The sequence below is a fragment of the Azospirillum sp. NS33 genome (genome assembly GCF_059703765.1).
Map to the genome: position 1 here is coordinate 19648 of NZ_BAAKJB010000052.1, position 17853 is coordinate 37500.

A 17853-nucleotide genomic window follows, 5' to 3' on the forward strand; every position below is an offset into this window, starting at 1 on the left:
CACCCCACCTCCGGAGCCGACGCCATGACCGTCACCGCCACCTCCGCGGCCGCCACGGCCGCCCCGCCGGCCGCGGCGAGTCGCGGGTCGGCGTCCCGGCTGGGGGCGCGCGTCGCCCCCTATCTCCAGGCGGCGCCGCTCACCCTGGTGCTGCTGGTCTTCCTGCTGTTCCCGATCCTGACCATCGTCGCCGTCAGCTTCTGGGACTACGACAGCATCCGCATCTACCCGGATTTCATCTTCCTCAACTACGAGGAGCTGATCGCGTCCTCCGTGACCTGGAAGATCTACCTCAACACCGTGAAATACACGGTGCTGGCCTGGGCCTTCACCTTCGTGATCGGCTTCACCGTGGCCTATTTCCTGGCGTTCCATGTCCGCTCGGTGACGTGGCAGATGGCGCTGTTCCTGCTGTGCACCATCCCGTTCTGGACCTCCAACATCATCCGCATGATCGCCTGGATCCCCTTCCTGGGCCGCAACGGCCTGATGAACCAGGGGCTGATCGGCATCGGCGCGATCGACGAGCCCTTGGAGTTCCTGCTGTTCTCCGACTTCGCGGTGGTGCTGGCCTATGTCCACCTCTACACGCTCTTCATGGTGGTGCCGATCTTCAACGCCATGATGCGGATCGACCGGGCCCTGATCGAGGCGGCGCACGACGCCGGGGCGAACGGCCGGCAGATCCTGTGGAACATCATCCTGCCGCTGTGCAAGCCGGGCATCGCCATCGGCTCGATCTTCGTCATCACCCTGGTGATGGGCGACTTCATCACCGTGCGGCTGATGAGCGGCGGCCAGAGCGCCTCGGTCGGGCTGATGATCGCCAACGCCATCTCGCTGCTGCAGTACCCGGCGGCCGCCGCCAACGCGGTGGTGCTGCTGCTGGTCGTCACCATCATGGTCGCCACCCTGCTGCGCGTCGTCGACATCCGCAAGGAGCTGTAGCCATGCAGACCAGCCCGCGCCGCGGCGCCGCCTTCTACGCGCTGGCGGCCTTCTTCGCGCTGTTCGTCCTGTTCCTCTACGGACCCACGATCACCATCGCCATCCTGTCCTTCCAGGGGCCGGAGGGCGGGCTGACCTTCCCGATGAACGGGGTGTCCGTGCACTGGTTCGGCAACCTGTTCGAAACCCAGGCGGTGGGCGATTTCGGCGGCTCCTTCACCCGGTCCCTGCTGCTCGGCCTGGTGGTCATGGTGCTGACGGTGGTCGTCTCGGTGACCGCCGGCTTCGCCTTCCGGCGCGGCTTCCGCGGCAGCACCACGCTGTTCTACCTGGCCATCTCGAGCCTGGTCATCCCGTCGATCCTGATCAGCCTGGGCATCGGGCTGATGTTCAACATCCTGGGGCTGGAGCCGGCCTGGTACAGCTCGGCGCTGGGCGCCCACCTCACCTGGACGCTGCCCTTCGGCCTGCTCATCGTCTTCGCCATCTTCAACCGCTTCGACCGCAGCTTCGAGGAGGCGGCCCGCGACCTCGGCGCCGGACCCTGGCAGACGGTGCGCCACGTCGTCCTGCCGATCATCCTGCCCAGCCTGGTGGGCGTCGCCCTGTTCGGCTTCACCCTCAGCTACGACGAGTTCGCCCGCACCCTGATGACGGCCGGATCCTACAACACCCTGCCGCTGGAGATCTACGGCATGACCACCAACGTCACCACGCCCGTGCTCTACGCGCTGGGCACGCTGACCACCGGCTTCTCGTTCCTGGTGATCGGCGGGGCGCTGGCCATGGTGGTGGCCCTGCGCCGCCGCCGGGCGGGACGGTGAGCCAGGCCATGCGCATCCACGTCGTCAACCCCAACACCACCGCCTCGATGACCGCCAAGATCGCCGCGGCGGCGGCCCGGGCGGCGGCGGCCGGAACCGAGATCGTCGCCGGCACCCCGGCCATGGGGCCGGCCTCCATCGAGGGGCACTACGACGGCGCCCTGGCGGTGCCCGGCCTGCTGGCGGAGATCGCCCGCGCCGAGGCCCAGGGGGTGGCGGGACACGTCGTCGCCTGCTTCGACGACACCGGACTGGACGCTGCGCGCTGCCGCGCCTCGGTCCCCGTGGTCGGCATCGGCGAGGCGGCGTTCCACCTCGCCGCGCTGGTCGCCGGGCGGTTCAGCGTGGTCACCACCCTGGAACGCTCGATCCCGGTGATCGAGCACAACCTGATGCGCTACGGGCTGGACCGCCGGTGCGCCCGGGTGCGGGCCGCCGAGGTGCCGGTGCTGGCGCTCGAGGAGCCGGGCTCCGACGCGCGGGCGCGCATCGCCGCGGAGATCGCCTGCGCCGTGGCGGAGGACCGGGCCGAGGCGGTGGTGCTGGGCTGCGCCGGCATGGCCGACCTCGCCGCGGCGCTGGCCGAGGAGCACGGGCTGCCGGTGATCGAGGGTGTCGGCGCCGCGGTCAAGCTGGTGGAGGCACTGGCGGCGCTCGGCCTCAGGACCTCCACCCTGGGCGGCTACGCGCGGCCGCGGCCGAAGCCCTACGACGGGCTGATGGCGGGGTTTGCGCCGGCGGGGTGACCGGATAGGCTGGGGGTCTCGCAACGGAGGCGCCCCATGATCCGCACCGCACCGGACCTGTCCCTGTTCTCGCTGGAAGGCAAGGTCGCCCTGGTCACCGGCTCCGGCCGCGGGCTCGGCCTCGCCATCGCCCGGGCCATGAACCGGGCCGGGGCGCACGTCCTGCTGAACGGCCGCGACGCGGCCCGGCTGGAGGCGGTGGCCGCCGGCCTCGCCGGCGGACCCGCCCCGGTGTCGGTGCTGGCCTTCGACGTGGCCGACCGGCCGGCGGCCGGCGCCGCCATGGACCGCATCGCCGCCGAGCACGGCCGGCTCGACGTGCTGGTCCAGAACGTCGGGCAGCGCAACCGCAAGCCCCTGGAGGCCTTCACAGACGAGGAGATCCTGGCGCTCCTCACCACCGACCTGGGAGCGGCCCTGGCGCTGGCCCGCGATGCGGCCCGGCTGATGCTGGCGCAGGGCGAGGGGCGGCTGATCGCCGTCACCTCCATCGCCGGGCAGGTCGCCAAGGCGGGCGACGCCGTCTACACCGCGGCCAAGGCGGGGCTTGCCGGCATGGTCCGCGCGCTGGCGGTGGAGTACGGCCCCCACAACCTGACCAGCAACGCCATCGCCCCCGGCTTCTTCGCCACCGAGACCAACATGGGGATCGTCAACGACCCCGCGGCGAGCGCCTATTTCGAGCAGCGCACGCCGTTGGGCCGCTGGGGCCGCCCCGACGAGATCGCCGGGGCGGCGGTGTTCCTGGCGTCCCCCGCGGCCAGCTACGTGAACGGCCACGTGCTGGTGGTCGACGGCGGCGCCACCATCCAGATGTGAACGCGGCCCAGATGTGAACGCGGCCCAGATGTGAATTCGGGCCAGATGTGAATCCGGCGGCGAGCGGCGCCACCGGTCAGGGGTTGGCGGCCGACGGTTGTCGCCTCGGCCAATGGTAATATTCTTTAAGCGAAGGGACTTTTCTTCAAGGTGCTGGATTCCGCAGCAGAATGTCTGCTGCCGCCGTGTTTCGCACTCCATGGAAAACGCGCGACGACGCGTCCGGTTTTGCTTCCTTTCCAGGGCCGTTTGGCTATCTTCCCTGGTGGATCGATGGAATGGTCACGGAGGAGACGACGGCAATGCCACTGTCGAAGATACGGGAATTCATGCGCATGGAGGCTGCGGGCGGCATCGTCCTGGTGCTGGCCTCGGTCGTTGCGCTGGTGTGGGCCAATTCCCCGGGCGGCTGGCTGTACGTCGGCTTGCTCGACACGCCGGTGGCGGTCCAGGTCGGCGCGCTGGCGATCGCCAAGCCGCTGATCTTGTGGATCAACGACGGTCTGATGGCGGTGTTCTTCCTGCTCGTCGGGCTGGAGATCAAGCGCGAGGTGCTGGAAGGGGAGCTGTCGAGCCTGAGCAAGGCGGCGCTGCCCGGCATCGCCGCGGTGGGTGGCATGGCGGTGCCGGCGGCGGTCTATCTGGTCTTCACCGCCGGCGACCCGGTGGCGATGAACGGCTGGGCGATCCCGGCGGCGACCGACATCGCCTTCGCGCTGGGCGTGCTGGCCCTGCTGGGCACCCGCGCCCCGGCGTCGCTGAAGATCTTCCTGCTGGCGCTGGCCATCATGGACGACCTCGGTGCCATCATCATCATCGCGCTGTTCTACACCGCGGACCTGTCGCTGACCGCGCTGGGGCTGGCCGGCGTCGGCCTCGCCGCCCTGGTCGCGATGAACCGCGCCGGCGTGATGCGGCCCGCCGCCTACATCCTGGTCGGCGTGTTCTTGTGGGTGTGCGTGCTGAAGTCGGGCGTCCACGCCACCCTGGCCGGCGTTGCCACCGCGCTGGCGGTGCCCCTGCGCACGCCCGCGGGCAAGACGCACGAGCACGCGCCGCTGCTGCACCTGGAGCACATGCTGCATCCGTGGGTGGCGTTCGGCATCCTTCCGGTGTTCGCCTTCGCCAACGCCGGCGTGTCGCTGGCCGGGCTGTCCTTCGCCTCCCTGCTGGAACCGGTGCCGCTGGGCATCGCGCTCGGCCTGTTCCTGGGCAAGCAGGTCGGCGTCATGCTGTTCACCTGGGTCGCCGTGCGCGCCGGGGTCGGTGCGCTGCCGGCCGGGGCGAACTGGGTTCAGTTCTACGGCATGGCCCTGCTGACCGGCATCGGCTTCACCATGAGCCTGTTCATCGGCGGCCTCGCCTTCACCGGCGATGGCTATGGGGCCGCGGTGCGCATCGGCGTGCTGAGCGGGTCGCTGCTGTCGGCGGTCGCCGGATACCTGGTGCTGGTCCTGGCCGCCCCGGCGGCGGCCCCCGCCGTGGGCCGCCCGGCCGAGTGACGGCCGGCGCCTTCCCCGTTGCTGCGGCGGCGGGTCCCGCGCATAATCCCCCCCCGTCCGCAGAAGCGGACGGCAACGGGGGAGGGCGTGCGTGCGCCAGGGCCGGCATCTGCGGATCGCCATAGGGGACACGTGCTGCGCCGCACCGACCGGGACCGTCGCCGCGATCGCCGAAGCGGGGCCGGTGACCCCCTTCCCGCTGCCGGTGCCCGACACCGCGGCGGGGCGGGCGGAGGGGGTGGGCACCGCCGGCGGCGAGCCCATGCTGCAGCACGCGGCGGCCGGCACCGCCGCGGCGGGCGGCCATGTGCTGATCTGCAGCGGCGTGGAGGGCTGCCTCCTGGGCGTGCGCGTCGACCGCGTCCAGGGTCTGCTCGACGACGGCGCGGCCGCCGGCCTGCCCCGCCTCGACGTCGAGGCCGTCATGGGGCGCGCGACCGCCGCGATCCGCCGGCGACCCCCGTCCCCCGACGGCCCGCGGCGGCCGGCGGCGGCGGGCGTCCCCCTTCTTCTGGCGACCGCCGCCGGGCGGACCGTCGGCATTCCCGCCGCCGAGGTCCGCGGCGTCGCCGCGGTCGAGCGGCTGTTCCCCGCGTCGGGCGGCGGCCCCCTGCTGGCGGTGGTCGAGGGACGCCTGCGGGCGGCGCGCGCCCTGTCCGACCGTCCCGAGGCCGCGGCCTGGGCGGTGCTTCCCGCCGACGATCCGACGGCCCCGGTGCTGCTCGTCGACCGGGCCGCCGCCCTGGCCGTGGCCGATCCCGCCGCGGTGTGCGCCGCCGCGTCCGAGGACGGCTCGCCGCGGTCGTGGTGGATCGGCCCCGGCGGCACCCTGGTGGAGATCCTGGCCACCGCCCCGCTGGCGACGGCCGTGGCGCGGCCCGGCGGCGCGGGGCCCGCCGGCCCGCCGCCGGAGACCGCCCTGCACCTGCGCAGCGGGCGCCATCACCTGCTGGTGCCGGCGGCCTGGGTGCGCCACACCGCCCGTCCCGCCGACCTGCCCCCCCGGTCCGCCATGCGCTGCGACCGCCGGACCGCCCTTCCCGTGGTCGACCTGCGCCGCCTGCTGGACGGCGCCGCCGGCCCGCCGGCCCGCCGCGCCGCGGTGCTGGCGCCCGCGGGTGCCGCCGCCGTCGTCGTCCTGGCGGACGACGCCACCCTGGTGTCGCTGCCGCCGGGCGCCCGCCGTGCCCTCTTCGCCCCACCGCCGCTGGACGCCCTGTTCGACGCCGTCGCCGCCGACCCGGAGACGGCGGGCTGGCGGTTCTGCGTGCGCCCGGGGATCGCCTTCGCCGGCCTGCCCGCCGCGTTGCGGCGCCGGGTCGCCCGCGCGGTGGTCGGTTGGCTGGCCGAAACCGACCCGCTCGGCGGCCGGGCGGAACCCGCCGCCGTGGCGCCGCGCATCCCCGAACCGGCCTGACCCCGCCACTCCCCGCACCGCCTTCCCCCGCCCCGGCCCCAGCGAGACCGACGACCGATGTTACAGTCCATTCGAGCCAAACTGCGCTTCACCCTGGTCGCGCTGACCCTGCTGTTCGCCGGGGCCGGCGCCATGACCCTGGTGCGCCAGCAGGCGCTGAACGACCTGCTGCACGACCTTCAGGACCGGGTGCTGCCGAGCATCGTCGCCACCGGCGCGATCAACACGGCGACCAGCGACTACCGCCTGGCCGAGATCATCCATGCCGGCAGCTCGGCGCCCGCGGAGGCCGCGGCGGCGGGCCGGGAGATGGAGCGCCTGCGCGTGCTCATCGCCGAGCTGCGCGAGCGGTACGAGGTGCAGATCGACGAGCCGGAGGAGCGGGCGGTCTACGCGGTGTTCCAGGAGCAGTTCGTCGCCTACATGCAGGCCAGCGAGCGCGTCGCCGCGCTGGTCGCATCCGGCGCCCGGGACGAGGCGCTGCACGCCCTGATCGGCGCGTCGCCGCTGTTCGCCGGGTTCAGCTCCGACCTCGACCGGCTGGTCACCCTGAACCAGCAGCGCAGCGTCGACGTCACCCGGAGGGCCGACGGCGTGCTGACCCACAGCCGCACCATCGCCTCGATCGCCATCGCGGTGTTGGTGTCGTGCTGCCTGCTGGCCATGCGCGCGTTGGACCGGCGGGTGTCCCGCCCCCTGGCGGAGCTGTCCGCCGCCGCCCGCAACCTCGCCGACGGCCGGCTGGAACCGCCCGCCGCCGCCCTGACCGAACGGCGGGACGAGGTGGGGGATGTGGGCCGCGCGGTCGCCGCGGCGGCGGATTCGGTGCGGCGGATGACCGGCGACCTCGCCGACCTGACGGCGGCGGCCGGCGCGGGCATGCTGTCCTCGCGCCTCGACGCCGAGGCCCACAAGGGCGACTACGGCACCCTGGTGCGCGGCGTCAACGCGCTGATCGAGGCCCTGTCGCGGCCCCTGCACGAGGTGGCCGAGGTGATGCAGCGCGTCGCGTCCGGCGACCTCAAGGGACGCATGAGCGGCGCCTACGAGGGGGAGCTGCGGGCCCTGAAGGCCAACCTCAACCGCAGCCTCGACTCCCTGGTCGGCTTGCTGGGCGAGCTGTCGACGGTGTCGGGCGAGCTGGCCCACGGCAACCTCTCGGTGCAGATCGCCGGAACCTATCAGGGCGAGTTCGCCCAGCTGCGCACCAACGTCAACCGGGCCGTGTCCCAGCTCCGCGACACGCTCCTGGAGGTCCAGGACCACACCCAGCACGTCGCCGCGGCGGCCACCGAGACGGCCGCGGCGGCGCGTCAGGTGCTGATGGGTGCGGCGACCCAGACGGCCACGCTCAACGAGGTGGCCACCGCCATCACCGCCGCCGCCTCGGCGGCGGAGGCCGTGTCGGGCCGGGCCGAGCGCAGCAGCCAGGTGGCCCGCGGTGCCGCGGAGCTGGCGCAGAGCGGCCATCAGGCGCTGGAGCGGCTGGTCGCCACGGTGGAGCGGGTGGCCGGGGCCCAGGAGCGGATCGAGCAGGCGATCACCCGGATCGCCCGCATCGCCGACAAGACCCACGTCCTCGCCCTCAACGCCGGCATCGAGGCGGTGCGCGCGGCCGAACAGGGCAGCGGTTTCGGCATCGTCGCCCACGAGATCGGCCGCCTCGCCGAGGACGCGGCCGAAGCGACGCGGGCCATCGAGACCATCATCGGCGACACCGCCGTGCTGATCCGCTCCGGCGTCGACGTCGCCGCCGACACCCAGGCGACCATGAACCGCCTGGCCACCGCCGCCGGGGAGAGCGGCTCGGCGGTGGAGGCCATCGCCCAGGTCATGGTGCAGCAGACCGGGGCGGTGCAGCAGCTCGCCGGCCAGGCCGACACCCTGCGGGCCGGCAGCCGCGACAACGTCGCCGCGGCCGAGCAGATCTCGGTCACCATGGAGGAGCTGGCCCGCATGGTGCATGCCACCAAGACCCAGATCGACCGCTTCACCCTGGTGTCCTGACCATGGCCGGCCCTGCGAGCGCCCCCGGCCCGGGGCTCCGTTACCGGATCGCCAAGCTGCTGGTGCCCGCCGTCATCAGCCTCCTGCTGGCGGCCGTGGTGTGGCTGGGCGGCGACGCCGTGCGGATGGTCGGGCTGCAGGCGCTGGAAAGCTCGGAGCAGGCGCTGGGCACCGTGCTCAGCGTGGCCGTGGTGATCTCGCTGGCGGTGCTGCTGCACCGGGTCGTCCACTACATCGTGTTGGAAGGGCTGGTGGTGCGCGCCACCGGCACGCCGGTGCCCAAGCTGCTGGTGCAGCTCTCCGCCCTGGTCATCGCCATGGTGGCCGTGGCGGTGATCGCGAGCTTCGTGTTCCACCAGGACCTGACGGCGCTGTGGGCCGCCTCCGGCGTCGCCGGCGTGGTCTTCGGCATGGCGCTGCGCGAGCTCATCCTCGACATCTTCAGCGGCCTGGCCCTCAACCTCGACCAGCCCATCCGCATCGGCGACAGCATCCAGATCAGCCGCACCGGCGAGCCGCAGATCACCGGGCGCGTGCTGGAGACGAGCTGGCGCAGCACCCGCCTGCACCTGGAGAACGACACCATCGCCATCGTTCCCAACAGCCGCATGGCCAGCGGCACCATCATCAACCTGTCCAAGCCCGACGCGGTGCTGGAGTTCATGCTTCCCGTCATCATCGACGCCGACGTCGACCCCGACCGCGTGCTGCGCGTGCTGGAGGGGGCGGCGCTGGCGGCGGCGGCGGAGTACGCCGAGCCCCGCGCCCCGGCGCCCTATGTGCGGCTGCGGGCGATCGGCCCGGCGGGGGTGGAGTACGGCGTCTACATCAACCCCACCGTGCCCATGCGCTACCGCGCCCGCAGCGCCACCTTGCGGGCGATGCTGCAGCACCTGGCCCGCGCCGGTCTGCGGCCGTCCTGGCCGAAGCTGACGGAGGAGCCGGGGCAGCGCGCCCCGTTGCCCCTGGGCGGCCCGCCGCCGGAGCAGGTGGCCCTGCTGCTCGGCGCCGTTCCCCTGTTCGCCGACCTGTCCGAGGAGGAACGGCTGGTGCTGGCGCGGCGCGGCCGCTTCCGCCGCCTGCCCGCCGACGCGACCCTGGCCCAGGCCGGGGAGACCGCGGTGTCGACGCTGCTCCTTCTGGAGGGGCTGATGATGACGCAGGCGGGGCGCGCCACCGCGCTGGGCGGCGCCCCGGCGGAGCCGCCGCGCCTGCTGGCGCCGGGCGCGCTGGTCGGCGCCGCCGCGTTCCTGATGAGCGGCAGCCACAGCCGCACCGTGCGCACCCGCACCGACGCCCTGTTGTGCGAGTTCGACCACGACGCCCTGGGCGCCCTCCTCGCGTGCCGCCCCGCCATCGCCGAGCAGCTCAGCCGGCGCGTCGCCGAACAGGTGATCGCCGACCAGCAGGGGCTGCCGGGCCGGGCGTTCGGCGCGGCGGCGGTGCAGGACCTGGCCGACGACGTGCACGGCAACCTGCGGCGGCTGTTCGCCGGGCGCGTCACGGGCTGAGCGCGCGCGCCGGCCGCGGCCCCCCGCCCGTATCCCGCCCGGCCCCCCGCCTGACCATCCGACGCCGCCGACCCGAGGTTCGCCCCGTGCCCACCATCATCCCCATCGACGATCCCGAGGACCCGCGCATCGCCGGCTATCGCGCTGTGCGCGAGCGCGACCTGGTCGGCCGCGAGGGCCTCTTCATGGCCGAGGGGACGGTGGTGCTGCGCCTGCTCCTGGCCTCGCCGCGCCACCGGGCGGTGTCGCTGCTGCTGGCCGAGAACCGGGTCGAGGCGCTGCGCCCGCTGCTGGCCGGGCTGCCCGAGGACGTTCCGGTCTACCGCGCCGGCCAGGCGGCGCTCGACGCCGTGGTCGGCTTTCCGCTCCACCGCGGCGTCCTGGCCCTGGCGCGGCCGGCGCCGCCGCCGACCCCCGACGACCTGCTCGCGGCCACGGCGTCGCGGGCGGTGGTGGCGGTGCTGGTGGGCATCGGCAACCACGACAACATGGGCGGGATCTTCCGCAACGCCGCGGCCTTCGGCGCCGCCGCCGTCCTGCTCGACGCCGGGTGCTGCGACCCGCTGTACCGCAAGGCGATCCGCGTCTCGGTGGGGGCCTGCCTGCGCGTGCCCTACGCCCGCCTGGAGCGTGGCAGCGATCCCCTGGCGGTGCTGGAGCGCCACGGCTTCGCCGCCGTCGCCCTGACCCCCGGCGGGGCGACGACGCTGGCGGCGTTGCCCCGGCCGGACCGGGTGGCCGCCCTGTTCGGCTCCGAAGGGCCGGGGCTGCCCGCCGGATTGCTGGCGCGGGCGCGGTCCGTGCGCATCCCCATGGCGGCCGGCTTCGATTCCCTGAACGTCGCAACGACCAGCGGCATCGTCCTGCACCACCTGGCCTGCGTGGCCCCGGCGGAAAAAACAACGCCAGGTGAGTGTTGAACCTGCCATGTTGTGCATCGCAAAAATGGGAATTGCCATCCGCCGGCGCTCTGCCCCATAGTTCGCGGTGTAAGTGGTCGGACCAGTCGGCGCCGGCCGGGCGCAGCAGGGGAGTTCAGCGTGGGCGAGGTGCAGGATCGGACGGACCCCGCCGCCGGCGGACGGCCCGGCGCGGGCGGGATCTGGGCCCGGCCGGAATCCCTGTGGGAGGCGACGGCCCCGCCGCCGCCGGCGTTGCCGGCCCTGGAGGAGACGGTGCGCGCCGACGCCGTGGTGATCGGCGGCGGCTTCACCGGGCTGTCCGCGGCGCTGCACCTGGCCGAGGCGGGCAAGCGGGTGGTGGTGGTGGAGGCCTCGGCGCTCGGCCGCGGCGCGTCGGGACGCAACAACGGCCAGGTCATCCCGACCCTGTCGCGCCCCGATCCCGACGACCTCGTGGCCCGCTTCGGCGCCGCCGACGGGGAGCGCTTCGTGGCGCTGGTGCGCGACAGCGCGGCGTACCTCTTCGACCTGGTGCGCCGCCACGGCATCGACTGCGCCGCCGAGCAGACCGGCTGGGTGCAGCCGGTGCACAGCCCGGGCCGCATGCGCATCGCCGAACGGCGGGTGGCGCAGTGGGGGCGGCGCGGCGCGCCGGTCCAGCTGCTGGACCGCGGCGCCGTGTCCGAGCTGCTGGGGTCGCGGGCGTGGTACGGCGGCTGGCTCAACCCCACCGGCGGACACATCAACCCGCTGGCCCTGGTGCGCGGCCTCGCCGGCACGGCGGTGGCGCAGGGGGCGCGCGTCTTCGTCGACTCCCCGGCCCTGGCGGTGGAGCGGCGGGGCGGCTCCTGGCACGTCCGCACCCCGCTGGGCGCCGTCGTCGCCGACGCCCTGGTGCTGGCCACCAACGCCTACACCGCGGGCATCTTCCCGGAGGTGCGGCGCGAGGTGGTGCCGGTGCTGTCGTGGCAGATGGCGACCGCGCCGCTCGAGGCCGGGGTGCGCCGCACCGTGGTGCCGGGCCGCCAGGCCATGTCCGACACCCACGGCGACCTCCGCTTCCTGCGCTACACCGCCGACCACCGGCTGGTCACCGGCGGGGCGCTGCTGGTGCCCTATGGCGGCCGCCGCCGCCTGCCGGGGATTGTCGGCGCCCGCCTGGCCGCCATGTTCCCGCAGCTGGGGCCGGTGCGCTTCGACCACGTGTGGAACGGCTACATCGGGATGACCACGGACTACACGCCGCGCGTCCACCGCCTGGGGCCGGGCGGCTTCGCCTGGGCCGGCTGCAACGGCCGCGGCGTGGCGCTCTCCATCTCGATGGGGCGGGAGCTGGCGGCGGCGGCGGCCGGCGCCGACCTCGACACCCTGGCCTTGCCCTTCACCGAGCCGCGGCCGCTGCCCGCCCATGGCGTGCTGCGCCGCGTCGGCCCCCTCAAGCTCGTGCTCTACCGGTGGCGCGACCGCCGGGAGATCGCGTGACCCCCAGCGACCGGAGACGATCATGACCGACACCCCCGCCGTTCCGGCGCCCGACTACCCCGTGCTGCTGCGCAACGCCTACGGCATGCGCGCGGCCGCCTACGCCCACATGTTCGACGTCCTGCGCGAGCGTTTCGGCGACGCGGTCGCGCTGGAGGTCGGCCGGGAATCCACCCGCCGCCTGGGCGAGAGCATGGGCGTGAGGTTCCAGGGCTTCGGCCCCGACGACCTCACCGGCCTGTGCAGCGCCTTCCTGGACGGCATCCCCAACCGCGACACCATGTTCGCCCCGGAGATCCTGCGCTGCGACGACGAGCGGCTGGAGATCCAGTTCCACCGCTGCCCCCTCAAGGAGGCGTGGGAGGCCCAGGGCCGCAGCCCCGAGGACGTGGAGCTGCTGTGCCAGATGGCCGGGGCCATCGACGGCGGCCTGTTCGAGACCGCCGGGTTCACCTTCAAGGGCACGACGTGGGCGCCCGGCCAGGAGGGCTGCTGCCGCCTGATCGTCGAACCGGGGGCCGCCGCCTGACCCCGTCCCACGCCCACCCCGACAAGGCACCACCCACAGCCCACCCACGAGACCAACGGAGACCCATGATGCGGATGCGCACGCTTGCCCTCGCCACCCTGGCGCCCCTGGCGGCCGGCCTTGCCGTGCCGGCGCTGGCCGCCGACACCGTCACGCTGGGCTACCAGTTGCCGCTGACCGGCGACACCGCGCAGTACGGACAGGACTTCCGCACCGCCGCGGAGATCGCGCTGGAGGAGTTCAACGCGCAGGACAAGCCGTTCGACGTGGAGATCGTCTTCGAGGACAGCCGCTCCGACGCCAAGGAAGGGGTGAACATCGCCCGCAAGTTCGTCGACAACGACGCCATCGTCGGCGTCCTCGGCGACTTCACCTCCACCGTGTCCATGGCCGCCGCCCAGGTCTACAAGAACGAGGGGATGCCCCAGCTCTCGCAGACCGCCTCCCACCCCGACTACACCAAGATCTCGGAGTGGCAGTTCCGCAACATCGCCACCCAGGCCCAGGAGAGTCCCTTCAACGCCCAGTGGATGGCCGCGAGCGGGATCAAGACCGTGGCGGTCATCGCCGAGCAGACCGACTGGGGCCAGTCGGTGGTGACCACCTTCGAGACGGCGGCCGCCGCCCACGGCCTCGACATCGTCTTCCAGGAGAACTTCAACCGTGGCCTGAAGGATTTCCGTTCGCTGATCAGCAAGATCCAGCGGACGAATCCCGATGCCATCTACACCGGGTTCTTCTATGAGGATGGCGCGCAGTTCATGAAGCAGGCGCAGCAGATGGGCGTGGCGACGCCGATCTATTCGACCTCGGCGGCCTACAGCCCCAAGCTGCTGGAGCTGGCCGGCGATTCGGCGGACGGACTGCGCCTGACCTCCAACTTCCTGCCCAACAGCCCGGACGCCAACGTCCAGCACTTCGTCGCGGAGTGGAAGGAGCGCAACGGCGGCGCCCTGCCGGGGCAGTTCCCGGCCCAGGCCTACGACGCCGTGCGCATCATGATCGCCGCGGTGGAGCGCGCCTGGCCCGACGTGACGCGCCAGGAGGTCCGCGACGAACTCGCCAAGACCAAGGACTTCCCCGGCGTCACCGGCAAGACCACCTTCGGCGCCGACCGCGAGCCCCAGAAGGAGCTGGCGAAGGTCGTGGTGACGGGCGGCGACTTCACGCCGGCGGCCGAGTAGGGCGCTCGAGCGAACCGCCACCCTCTCCCGCCCCGGGGGCGGGTGGCGGGCCGGAGAGGTCCAGAGTCGAGGAGCCCATGATCGACCCCTATTATCTCCAGCAGCTGGCCATCGGCCTGTCGCTGGGCATGACGTACGCGCTGATGGCGATCGGCTTCACGCTGATCTTCGGCGTGCTGAACGTCGTCAACTTCGCCCACGGCGAGGTCTACACCATCGGCGCCTTCGCCGGCCTGGTGGCGATCACCGCCGTCGCCCCGCCGTTCCTGGCGGTGCTGTTCCTGGCGCTGGCCGCCGGCGCCGCCGCGGGCTGGTCGCTGGAGCGCATCGCCTTCCGCCCGTTCCGGCGCTTCACCGACGAGGCGTCGCTGAAGTCGCGGGCGATGCGCGAATCGACGCTGCTGTCGTCGCTGGCGGTGTCGATCGTCGTGCGCGAGGCGCTCGAGATCGTCTTCGGCTCGCAGATGCAGGCGCTGCCGTTCGAATACATGATCAACACGCCGGTCGCCCTCGGGCCGGTGACGCTGGCCACCGGTGACCTCATCATCTTCCTGGTCGCCGCGGCCATGCTGGTGGGGCTCCAGTACATGCTGACCCGCACCCGGGTGGGGCTGGCCATCCGCGCCGTCTCCAACAACCCGCTGGGCGCGCGCTACGTCGGCATCGACACCGACCGCACCATCGTCATGACCTTCGTCGTCGGCTCCACCATGGGGGCGGCGGCGGGCATCCTGGTCGGCCTCTACTACGGCGCCATCTTCCCGGCCATGGGCTTCATCCCCGGCGTCAAGGCGTTCGTCGCCATGGTCATGGGCGGGCTGTCGTCGATCCCCGGCGCGGTGATCTCCGCCCTGATCCTCGGCGTGTCCGAGAGCATGGCGACCACCGTCCTGGAATCGGGCTGGTCGGACATGGTGGCCTACGGCTTCCTGATCCTCACCCTCGTCTTCTTCCCCAACGGACTGTTCGGAGCCGGCCGTGAGCGCGTCTGAGGGGGCGCCGCGCCCGGGCCGGGCCTGGGCCGTGCAGGGGGGCGTCCTGCTCCTGCTGTTCGCCGTGCTGCCGGCGGTGCTGGCGGCGTTCGACCGCAGCTACTTCTACCAGGTTGCCAATCTGGCCCTGATCTTCGTCCTGCTGGCCGGGTCGCTGCAGCTGGTCACCGGGGTGGCCGGGCTGCTGCACCTGGGCCACGCCGCCTTCTACGGGGTGGGGGCCTACGCCGCGGCCATCCTGTCGGCCAGCCACGGGTTGACCTTCACCGCCACCCTGCCGCTGGCCGGGGTGGCGGCGGCGCTCGTCGCCGTGCTGGTGGCGCTGCCGACCATGCGGCTGGTCAGCATCTACTTCGCGGTGGCGACGCTGGCCATCGGCCAGATGCTCCATCTGGTGATGCTGAACTGGGTCGAGGTCACCAAGGGCCCCAACGGGATCATCCTCACCGGCGGGCTGGAGCTGTTCGGCTTCGACCTCTCCGGGCGGCTGGCCACCTACTACACGGTGGCCGCGGTGGTGGCGCTGTCGCTGCTGGCCCTGGGCCGGCTCAGCCACTCCTACTACGGCAACGCCCTGCGCTCGATCCGCGAGGACGACCAGTGCGCCGACGCCATGGGGGTGCGCACGATCCGCCTGAAGATGGAGGCCTTCACCCTGTCGGCCTTCTTCGCCGGGGTGGCGGGGGCGTTGTGGGCGCACATGACCGGCTACATCTCGCCCGGCGACTTCGACTTCGGCGAGTCCATCCTGATCCTCGCCATGATCGTGGTGGGGGGGCTGGGCAGCCTGCCCGGGGCCGCCGTCGGCGCGCTGGTGCTGATCCTGCTGCCCGAGGTGCTGCGCGACCTCGGCGACTTCCGCAACATGATGGTGGGGCTGGTGATGTTCGGCTGCATCCTGTTCCTGCCCAAGGGGCTGATGGGCGAGGTGTCGGCGCTGCGCCTGGCGCGCCGCCACTTCGGCGCGGCGTGGCGGCGCACCGCCAAGGGCACGGAGATCGGCTGGCGATGAGCGGGCATCTTCTCGACATCCGCGGGGCCACCCGGCGGTTCGGCGGCGTGGTCGCCGTCGATCACGTCGACACCCATGTCGCGGAGGGCGAACTGGTCGGGCTGATCGGCCCGAACGGTGCCGGCAAGACCACGCTGTTCAACCTGATCTCCGGCGTGACGCCGCTGTCGGAGGGCACGATCCGCTTCCGCGGCACGGCCATCAACGGCCTGCGGCCCAACCGGGTGGCCCGGCTCGGCATGGGGCGGACCTTCCAGAACCTGCGGATCTTCCCCAACATGTCGGTGTTCGACAACGTGTCGGTGGGGGCGGTCGGGACGCTGCCCCTGGGGCCGTTCGGGGCGCTGTTCGGCGACCGCGGGCGCTCGCGCCGGATCAGCGAGCGCACCTGGGCGGCGCTGGAGACGGCCGGCTTGACCGGGGTGGCCGACGAGCTCGCCGCCAACCTCTCCTACGGCCGGCGCAAGTACCTGGAGATCGCCCGGGCGCTGGCGATGGAGCCGGCCTTCCTGATCCTCGACGAGCCGGCGGCCGGCCTCAACGACACCGAGACGCGGGACCTCGCCGCCTTCATCCGCCGCCTTCACGAGGGCGGCCTCACGATCATGCTGGTCGAGCACGACATGACCCTGGTGATGGGCATCTGCCAGCGTGTCGTCGTGCTGGCCTCGGGGCGCAAGATCGCCGACGCTGCGCCGGAGGTGGTGCGCCGCGACCCGGCGGTGCTGGAAGCCTATCTGGGAGGCGAGGCATGAGCCTCTTGAGCATCCGCGACCTGCACGTCGCCATGGGCCCGCAGGAGATCCTGCGCGGCGTCAGCCTCGACGTGGAGGAGGGCGCCATCGTCGCCGTGCTGGGCTCCAACGGGGTCGGCAAGACGACGCTGATGCGCACGGTGTCCGGCATCTACCAGGGCCGGGCAGGGGAGATCGCCTTCGCCGGCCGGCCCATCCTCAACCAGCCGGCCCATCGCATCGTCGCCATGGGCCTGTGCCAGGCGCCGGAGGGGCGGCAGATCTTCTCCAACATGAGCGTGCGCGAGAACCTGGTGCTGGGCGGCGGCGAGGCCGGGCTGGGCGAGCTGGCGCGGGTGCACGCCCTGTTCCCGGTGCTGGCGGAGCGGATGCGGCAGAACGCCGGCTCCCTCTCGGGCGGCGAGCAGCAGATGCTGTGCATCGCCCGCGCCCTGATGCGGCGCCCGAAGCTGATGCTGCTGGACGAGCCGTCCCTGGGCCTGGCGCCCAAGCTGGTGGCCCTGATCTTCGATCTGGTGCTGCGCATCCGCCGCGAGGGCGTGTCGATCCTGCTGGTGGAGCAGAACGCCCGTGCCGCCCTGCGCATCGCCGACCGCGCCGCGGTGATGGAGGACGGGCGGATCGTCCTCTCCGGCGCCGCCGAGGACCTGCGCAACGACCCGCGCATCGCCGAGGCGTATCTCGGCGGCCACGTGCACTGAGCGCCGGTCGCGCGGCGGGCGGAAAAGGGCTGGACAGGGGCGGCGCGGATCTCCTATAAGCGCGCCTCCCCTGCCGGCGCCTCCGCCGGCACGGGGTTCCAGGTTTCTTGAACACAGCACAGAACCCGTGGCTGCCGATCCCTTCGGCGGCCCGTATTCGCATGCGCGCATGGAAGTAATTCCGGGGCAATCCTGCCGCGGTGATTTGGTTCGGTCGACGGATCATGTCTGCGGTGATTGGAGCCGCCGGGCGGGCGGGAACGAAAATGGCGCCGAGGTGACGTTTTTGTGTTGACCGGGGCAGCGCCGGCGACTAAAACCCCCTCCACCGAGCGGCACCGCGCCGCCGGGGCGATCCCGAAAGGGAGCGCCGGGGTCTTTGAAAACCGAAGAGTGTTTCGAGACAGGATGCGCAGGCGGATGGGCTTGGGGTCCGGGCCACGGGAGTGGGTTGGACATTCGGGTCGTTCGCAAGACGCATCTGACAGGTAAGCGAGATATCAGAATCGAGCTTGGGTTAGG

At 72.7% G+C, this 17853-nt stretch carries 16 protein-coding genes; all 16 read left to right on the plus strand.

The features are described from left to right. The first annotated feature begins 24 nt into the window (after positions 1–24). The 16 genes from AC6H2I_RS28660 (at position 25) to AC6H2I_RS28735 (ending at position 17331) form a co-directional block, all read left to right on the plus strand. Positions 25–948: an ABC transporter permease gene (locus AC6H2I_RS28660; RefSeq protein ID WP_497504202.1), complete on the plus strand. Its 924-nt coding sequence runs from the start codon at positions 25–27 to the stop codon at positions 946–948. Between the two features lie 2 nt (positions 949–950). Next, positions 951–1772: an ABC transporter permease gene (locus tag AC6H2I_RS28665; protein WP_497504203.1), complete on the plus strand. Its 822-nt coding sequence runs from the start codon at positions 951–953 to the stop codon at positions 1770–1772. Positions 1773–1780: 8 nt separating this feature from the next. Next, positions 1781–2518, plus strand: a complete 738-nt coding sequence (locus tag AC6H2I_RS28670; RefSeq protein ID WP_497504204.1) for an aspartate/glutamate racemase family protein — start codon at positions 1781–1783, stop codon at positions 2516–2518. A 36-nt stretch (positions 2519–2554) separates the two neighbouring features. Continuing rightward, positions 2555–3337, plus strand: a complete 783-nt coding sequence (locus AC6H2I_RS28675) for an SDR family oxidoreductase (RefSeq protein ID WP_497504205.1) — start codon at positions 2555–2557, stop codon at positions 3335–3337. A 302-nt stretch (positions 3338–3639) separates the two neighbouring features. Beyond that, positions 3640–4839, plus strand: coding sequence for a Na+/H+ antiporter NhaA (gene nhaA, locus AC6H2I_RS28680; protein ID WP_497504206.1), 1200 nt, complete (start codon positions 3640–3642; stop codon positions 4837–4839). A 184-nt stretch (positions 4840–5023) separates the two neighbouring features. Continuing rightward, positions 5024–6256 (plus strand): hypothetical protein, encoded by a 1233-nt coding sequence (locus tag AC6H2I_RS28685; RefSeq protein WP_497504207.1) that lies wholly within the window; start codon positions 5024–5026, stop codon positions 6254–6256. 57 nt (positions 6257–6313) lie between these two features. Next, positions 6314–8263, plus strand: coding sequence for a HAMP domain-containing methyl-accepting chemotaxis protein (locus tag AC6H2I_RS28690; RefSeq protein ID WP_497504208.1), 1950 nt, complete (start codon positions 6314–6316; stop codon positions 8261–8263). Between the two features lie 2 nt (positions 8264–8265). Further along, positions 8266–9774 (plus strand): mechanosensitive ion channel family protein, encoded by a 1509-nt coding sequence (locus AC6H2I_RS28695; protein WP_497504209.1) that lies wholly within the window; start codon positions 8266–8268, stop codon positions 9772–9774. Positions 9775–9860: 86 nt separating this feature from the next. Continuing rightward, positions 9861–10694 carry a TrmH family RNA methyltransferase gene (locus tag AC6H2I_RS28700; protein ID WP_497504210.1) on the plus strand — a complete coding sequence of 278 codons (834 nt, stop codon included), beginning with the start codon at positions 9861–9863 and terminating at the stop codon, positions 10692–10694. Positions 10695–10814: 120 nt separating this feature from the next. Next, positions 10815–12158 carry an NAD(P)/FAD-dependent oxidoreductase gene (locus tag AC6H2I_RS28705; RefSeq protein ID WP_497504211.1) on the plus strand — a complete coding sequence of 448 codons (1344 nt, stop codon included), beginning with the start codon at positions 10815–10817 and terminating at the stop codon, positions 12156–12158. A gap of 22 nt (positions 12159–12180) precedes the next feature. Next, positions 12181–12687 carry an L-2-amino-thiazoline-4-carboxylic acid hydrolase gene (locus AC6H2I_RS28710; RefSeq protein WP_497504212.1) on the plus strand — a complete coding sequence of 169 codons (507 nt, stop codon included), beginning with the start codon at positions 12181–12183 and terminating at the stop codon, positions 12685–12687. Between the two features lie 68 nt (positions 12688–12755). Further along, positions 12756–13871, plus strand: a complete 1116-nt coding sequence (locus AC6H2I_RS28715; protein ID WP_497504213.1) for an ABC transporter substrate-binding protein — start codon at positions 12756–12758, stop codon at positions 13869–13871. 77 nt (positions 13872–13948) lie between these two features. Then, positions 13949–14863 carry a branched-chain amino acid ABC transporter permease gene (locus AC6H2I_RS28720; RefSeq protein ID WP_497504214.1) on the plus strand — a complete coding sequence of 305 codons (915 nt, stop codon included), beginning with the start codon at positions 13949–13951 and terminating at the stop codon, positions 14861–14863. Continuing rightward, positions 14850–15875 (plus strand): branched-chain amino acid ABC transporter permease, encoded by a 1026-nt coding sequence (locus tag AC6H2I_RS28725; protein ID WP_497504215.1) that lies wholly within the window; start codon positions 14850–14852, stop codon positions 15873–15875. Before AC6H2I_RS28720 ends, AC6H2I_RS28725 begins: the two co-directional genes overlap by 14 nt. After that, entirely contained in the window at positions 15872–16630 is a 759-nt protein-coding gene (locus tag AC6H2I_RS28730) for an ABC transporter ATP-binding protein (protein ID WP_497504216.1), read from the plus strand. Before AC6H2I_RS28725 ends, AC6H2I_RS28730 begins: the two co-directional genes overlap by 4 nt. Next, entirely contained in the window at positions 16627–17331 is a 705-nt protein-coding gene (locus AC6H2I_RS28735) for an ABC transporter ATP-binding protein (RefSeq protein ID WP_497504217.1), read from the plus strand. Before AC6H2I_RS28730 ends, AC6H2I_RS28735 begins: the two co-directional genes overlap by 4 nt. Positions 17332–17853: the final 522 nt, after the last annotated feature.

Excerpts from the sequence above, each read along its gene's own strand:
- AC6H2I_RS28730 (WP_497504216.1), top strand. The coding sequence starts at position 15,872 with ATGAGCGGGCATCTTCTCGACATCCGCGGGGCCACCCGGCGGTTCGGC.
- AC6H2I_RS28660 (WP_497504202.1), top strand. The coding sequence starts at position 25 with ATGACCGTCACCGCCACCTCCGCGGCCGCCACGGCCGCCCCGCCGGCC.
- AC6H2I_RS28675 (WP_497504205.1), top strand. The coding sequence starts at position 2,555 with ATGATCCGCACCGCACCGGACCTGTCCCTGTTCTCGCTGGAAGGCAAG.
- AC6H2I_RS28690 (WP_497504208.1), top strand. The coding sequence starts at position 6,314 with ATGTTACAGTCCATTCGAGCCAAACTGCGCTTCACCCTGGTCGCGCTG.
- nhaA (WP_497504206.1), top strand. The coding sequence starts at position 3,640 with ATGCCACTGTCGAAGATACGGGAATTCATGCGCATGGAGGCTGCGGGC.
- AC6H2I_RS28710 (WP_497504212.1), top strand. The coding sequence starts at position 12,181 with ATGACCGACACCCCCGCCGTTCCGGCGCCCGACTACCCCGTGCTGCTG.
- AC6H2I_RS28665 (WP_497504203.1), top strand. The coding sequence starts at position 951 with ATGCAGACCAGCCCGCGCCGCGGCGCCGCCTTCTACGCGCTGGCGGCC.
- AC6H2I_RS28695 (WP_497504209.1), top strand. The coding sequence starts at position 8,266 with ATGGCCGGCCCTGCGAGCGCCCCCGGCCCGGGGCTCCGTTACCGGATC.
- AC6H2I_RS28670 (WP_497504204.1), top strand. The coding sequence starts at position 1,781 with ATGCGCATCCACGTCGTCAACCCCAACACCACCGCCTCGATGACCGCC.
- AC6H2I_RS28720 (WP_497504214.1), top strand. The coding sequence starts at position 13,949 with ATGATCGACCCCTATTATCTCCAGCAGCTGGCCATCGGCCTGTCGCTG.
- AC6H2I_RS28715 (WP_497504213.1), top strand. The coding sequence starts at position 12,756 with ATGCGGATGCGCACGCTTGCCCTCGCCACCCTGGCGCCCCTGGCGGCC.
- AC6H2I_RS28735 (WP_497504217.1), top strand. The coding sequence starts at position 16,627 with ATGAGCCTCTTGAGCATCCGCGACCTGCACGTCGCCATGGGCCCGCAG.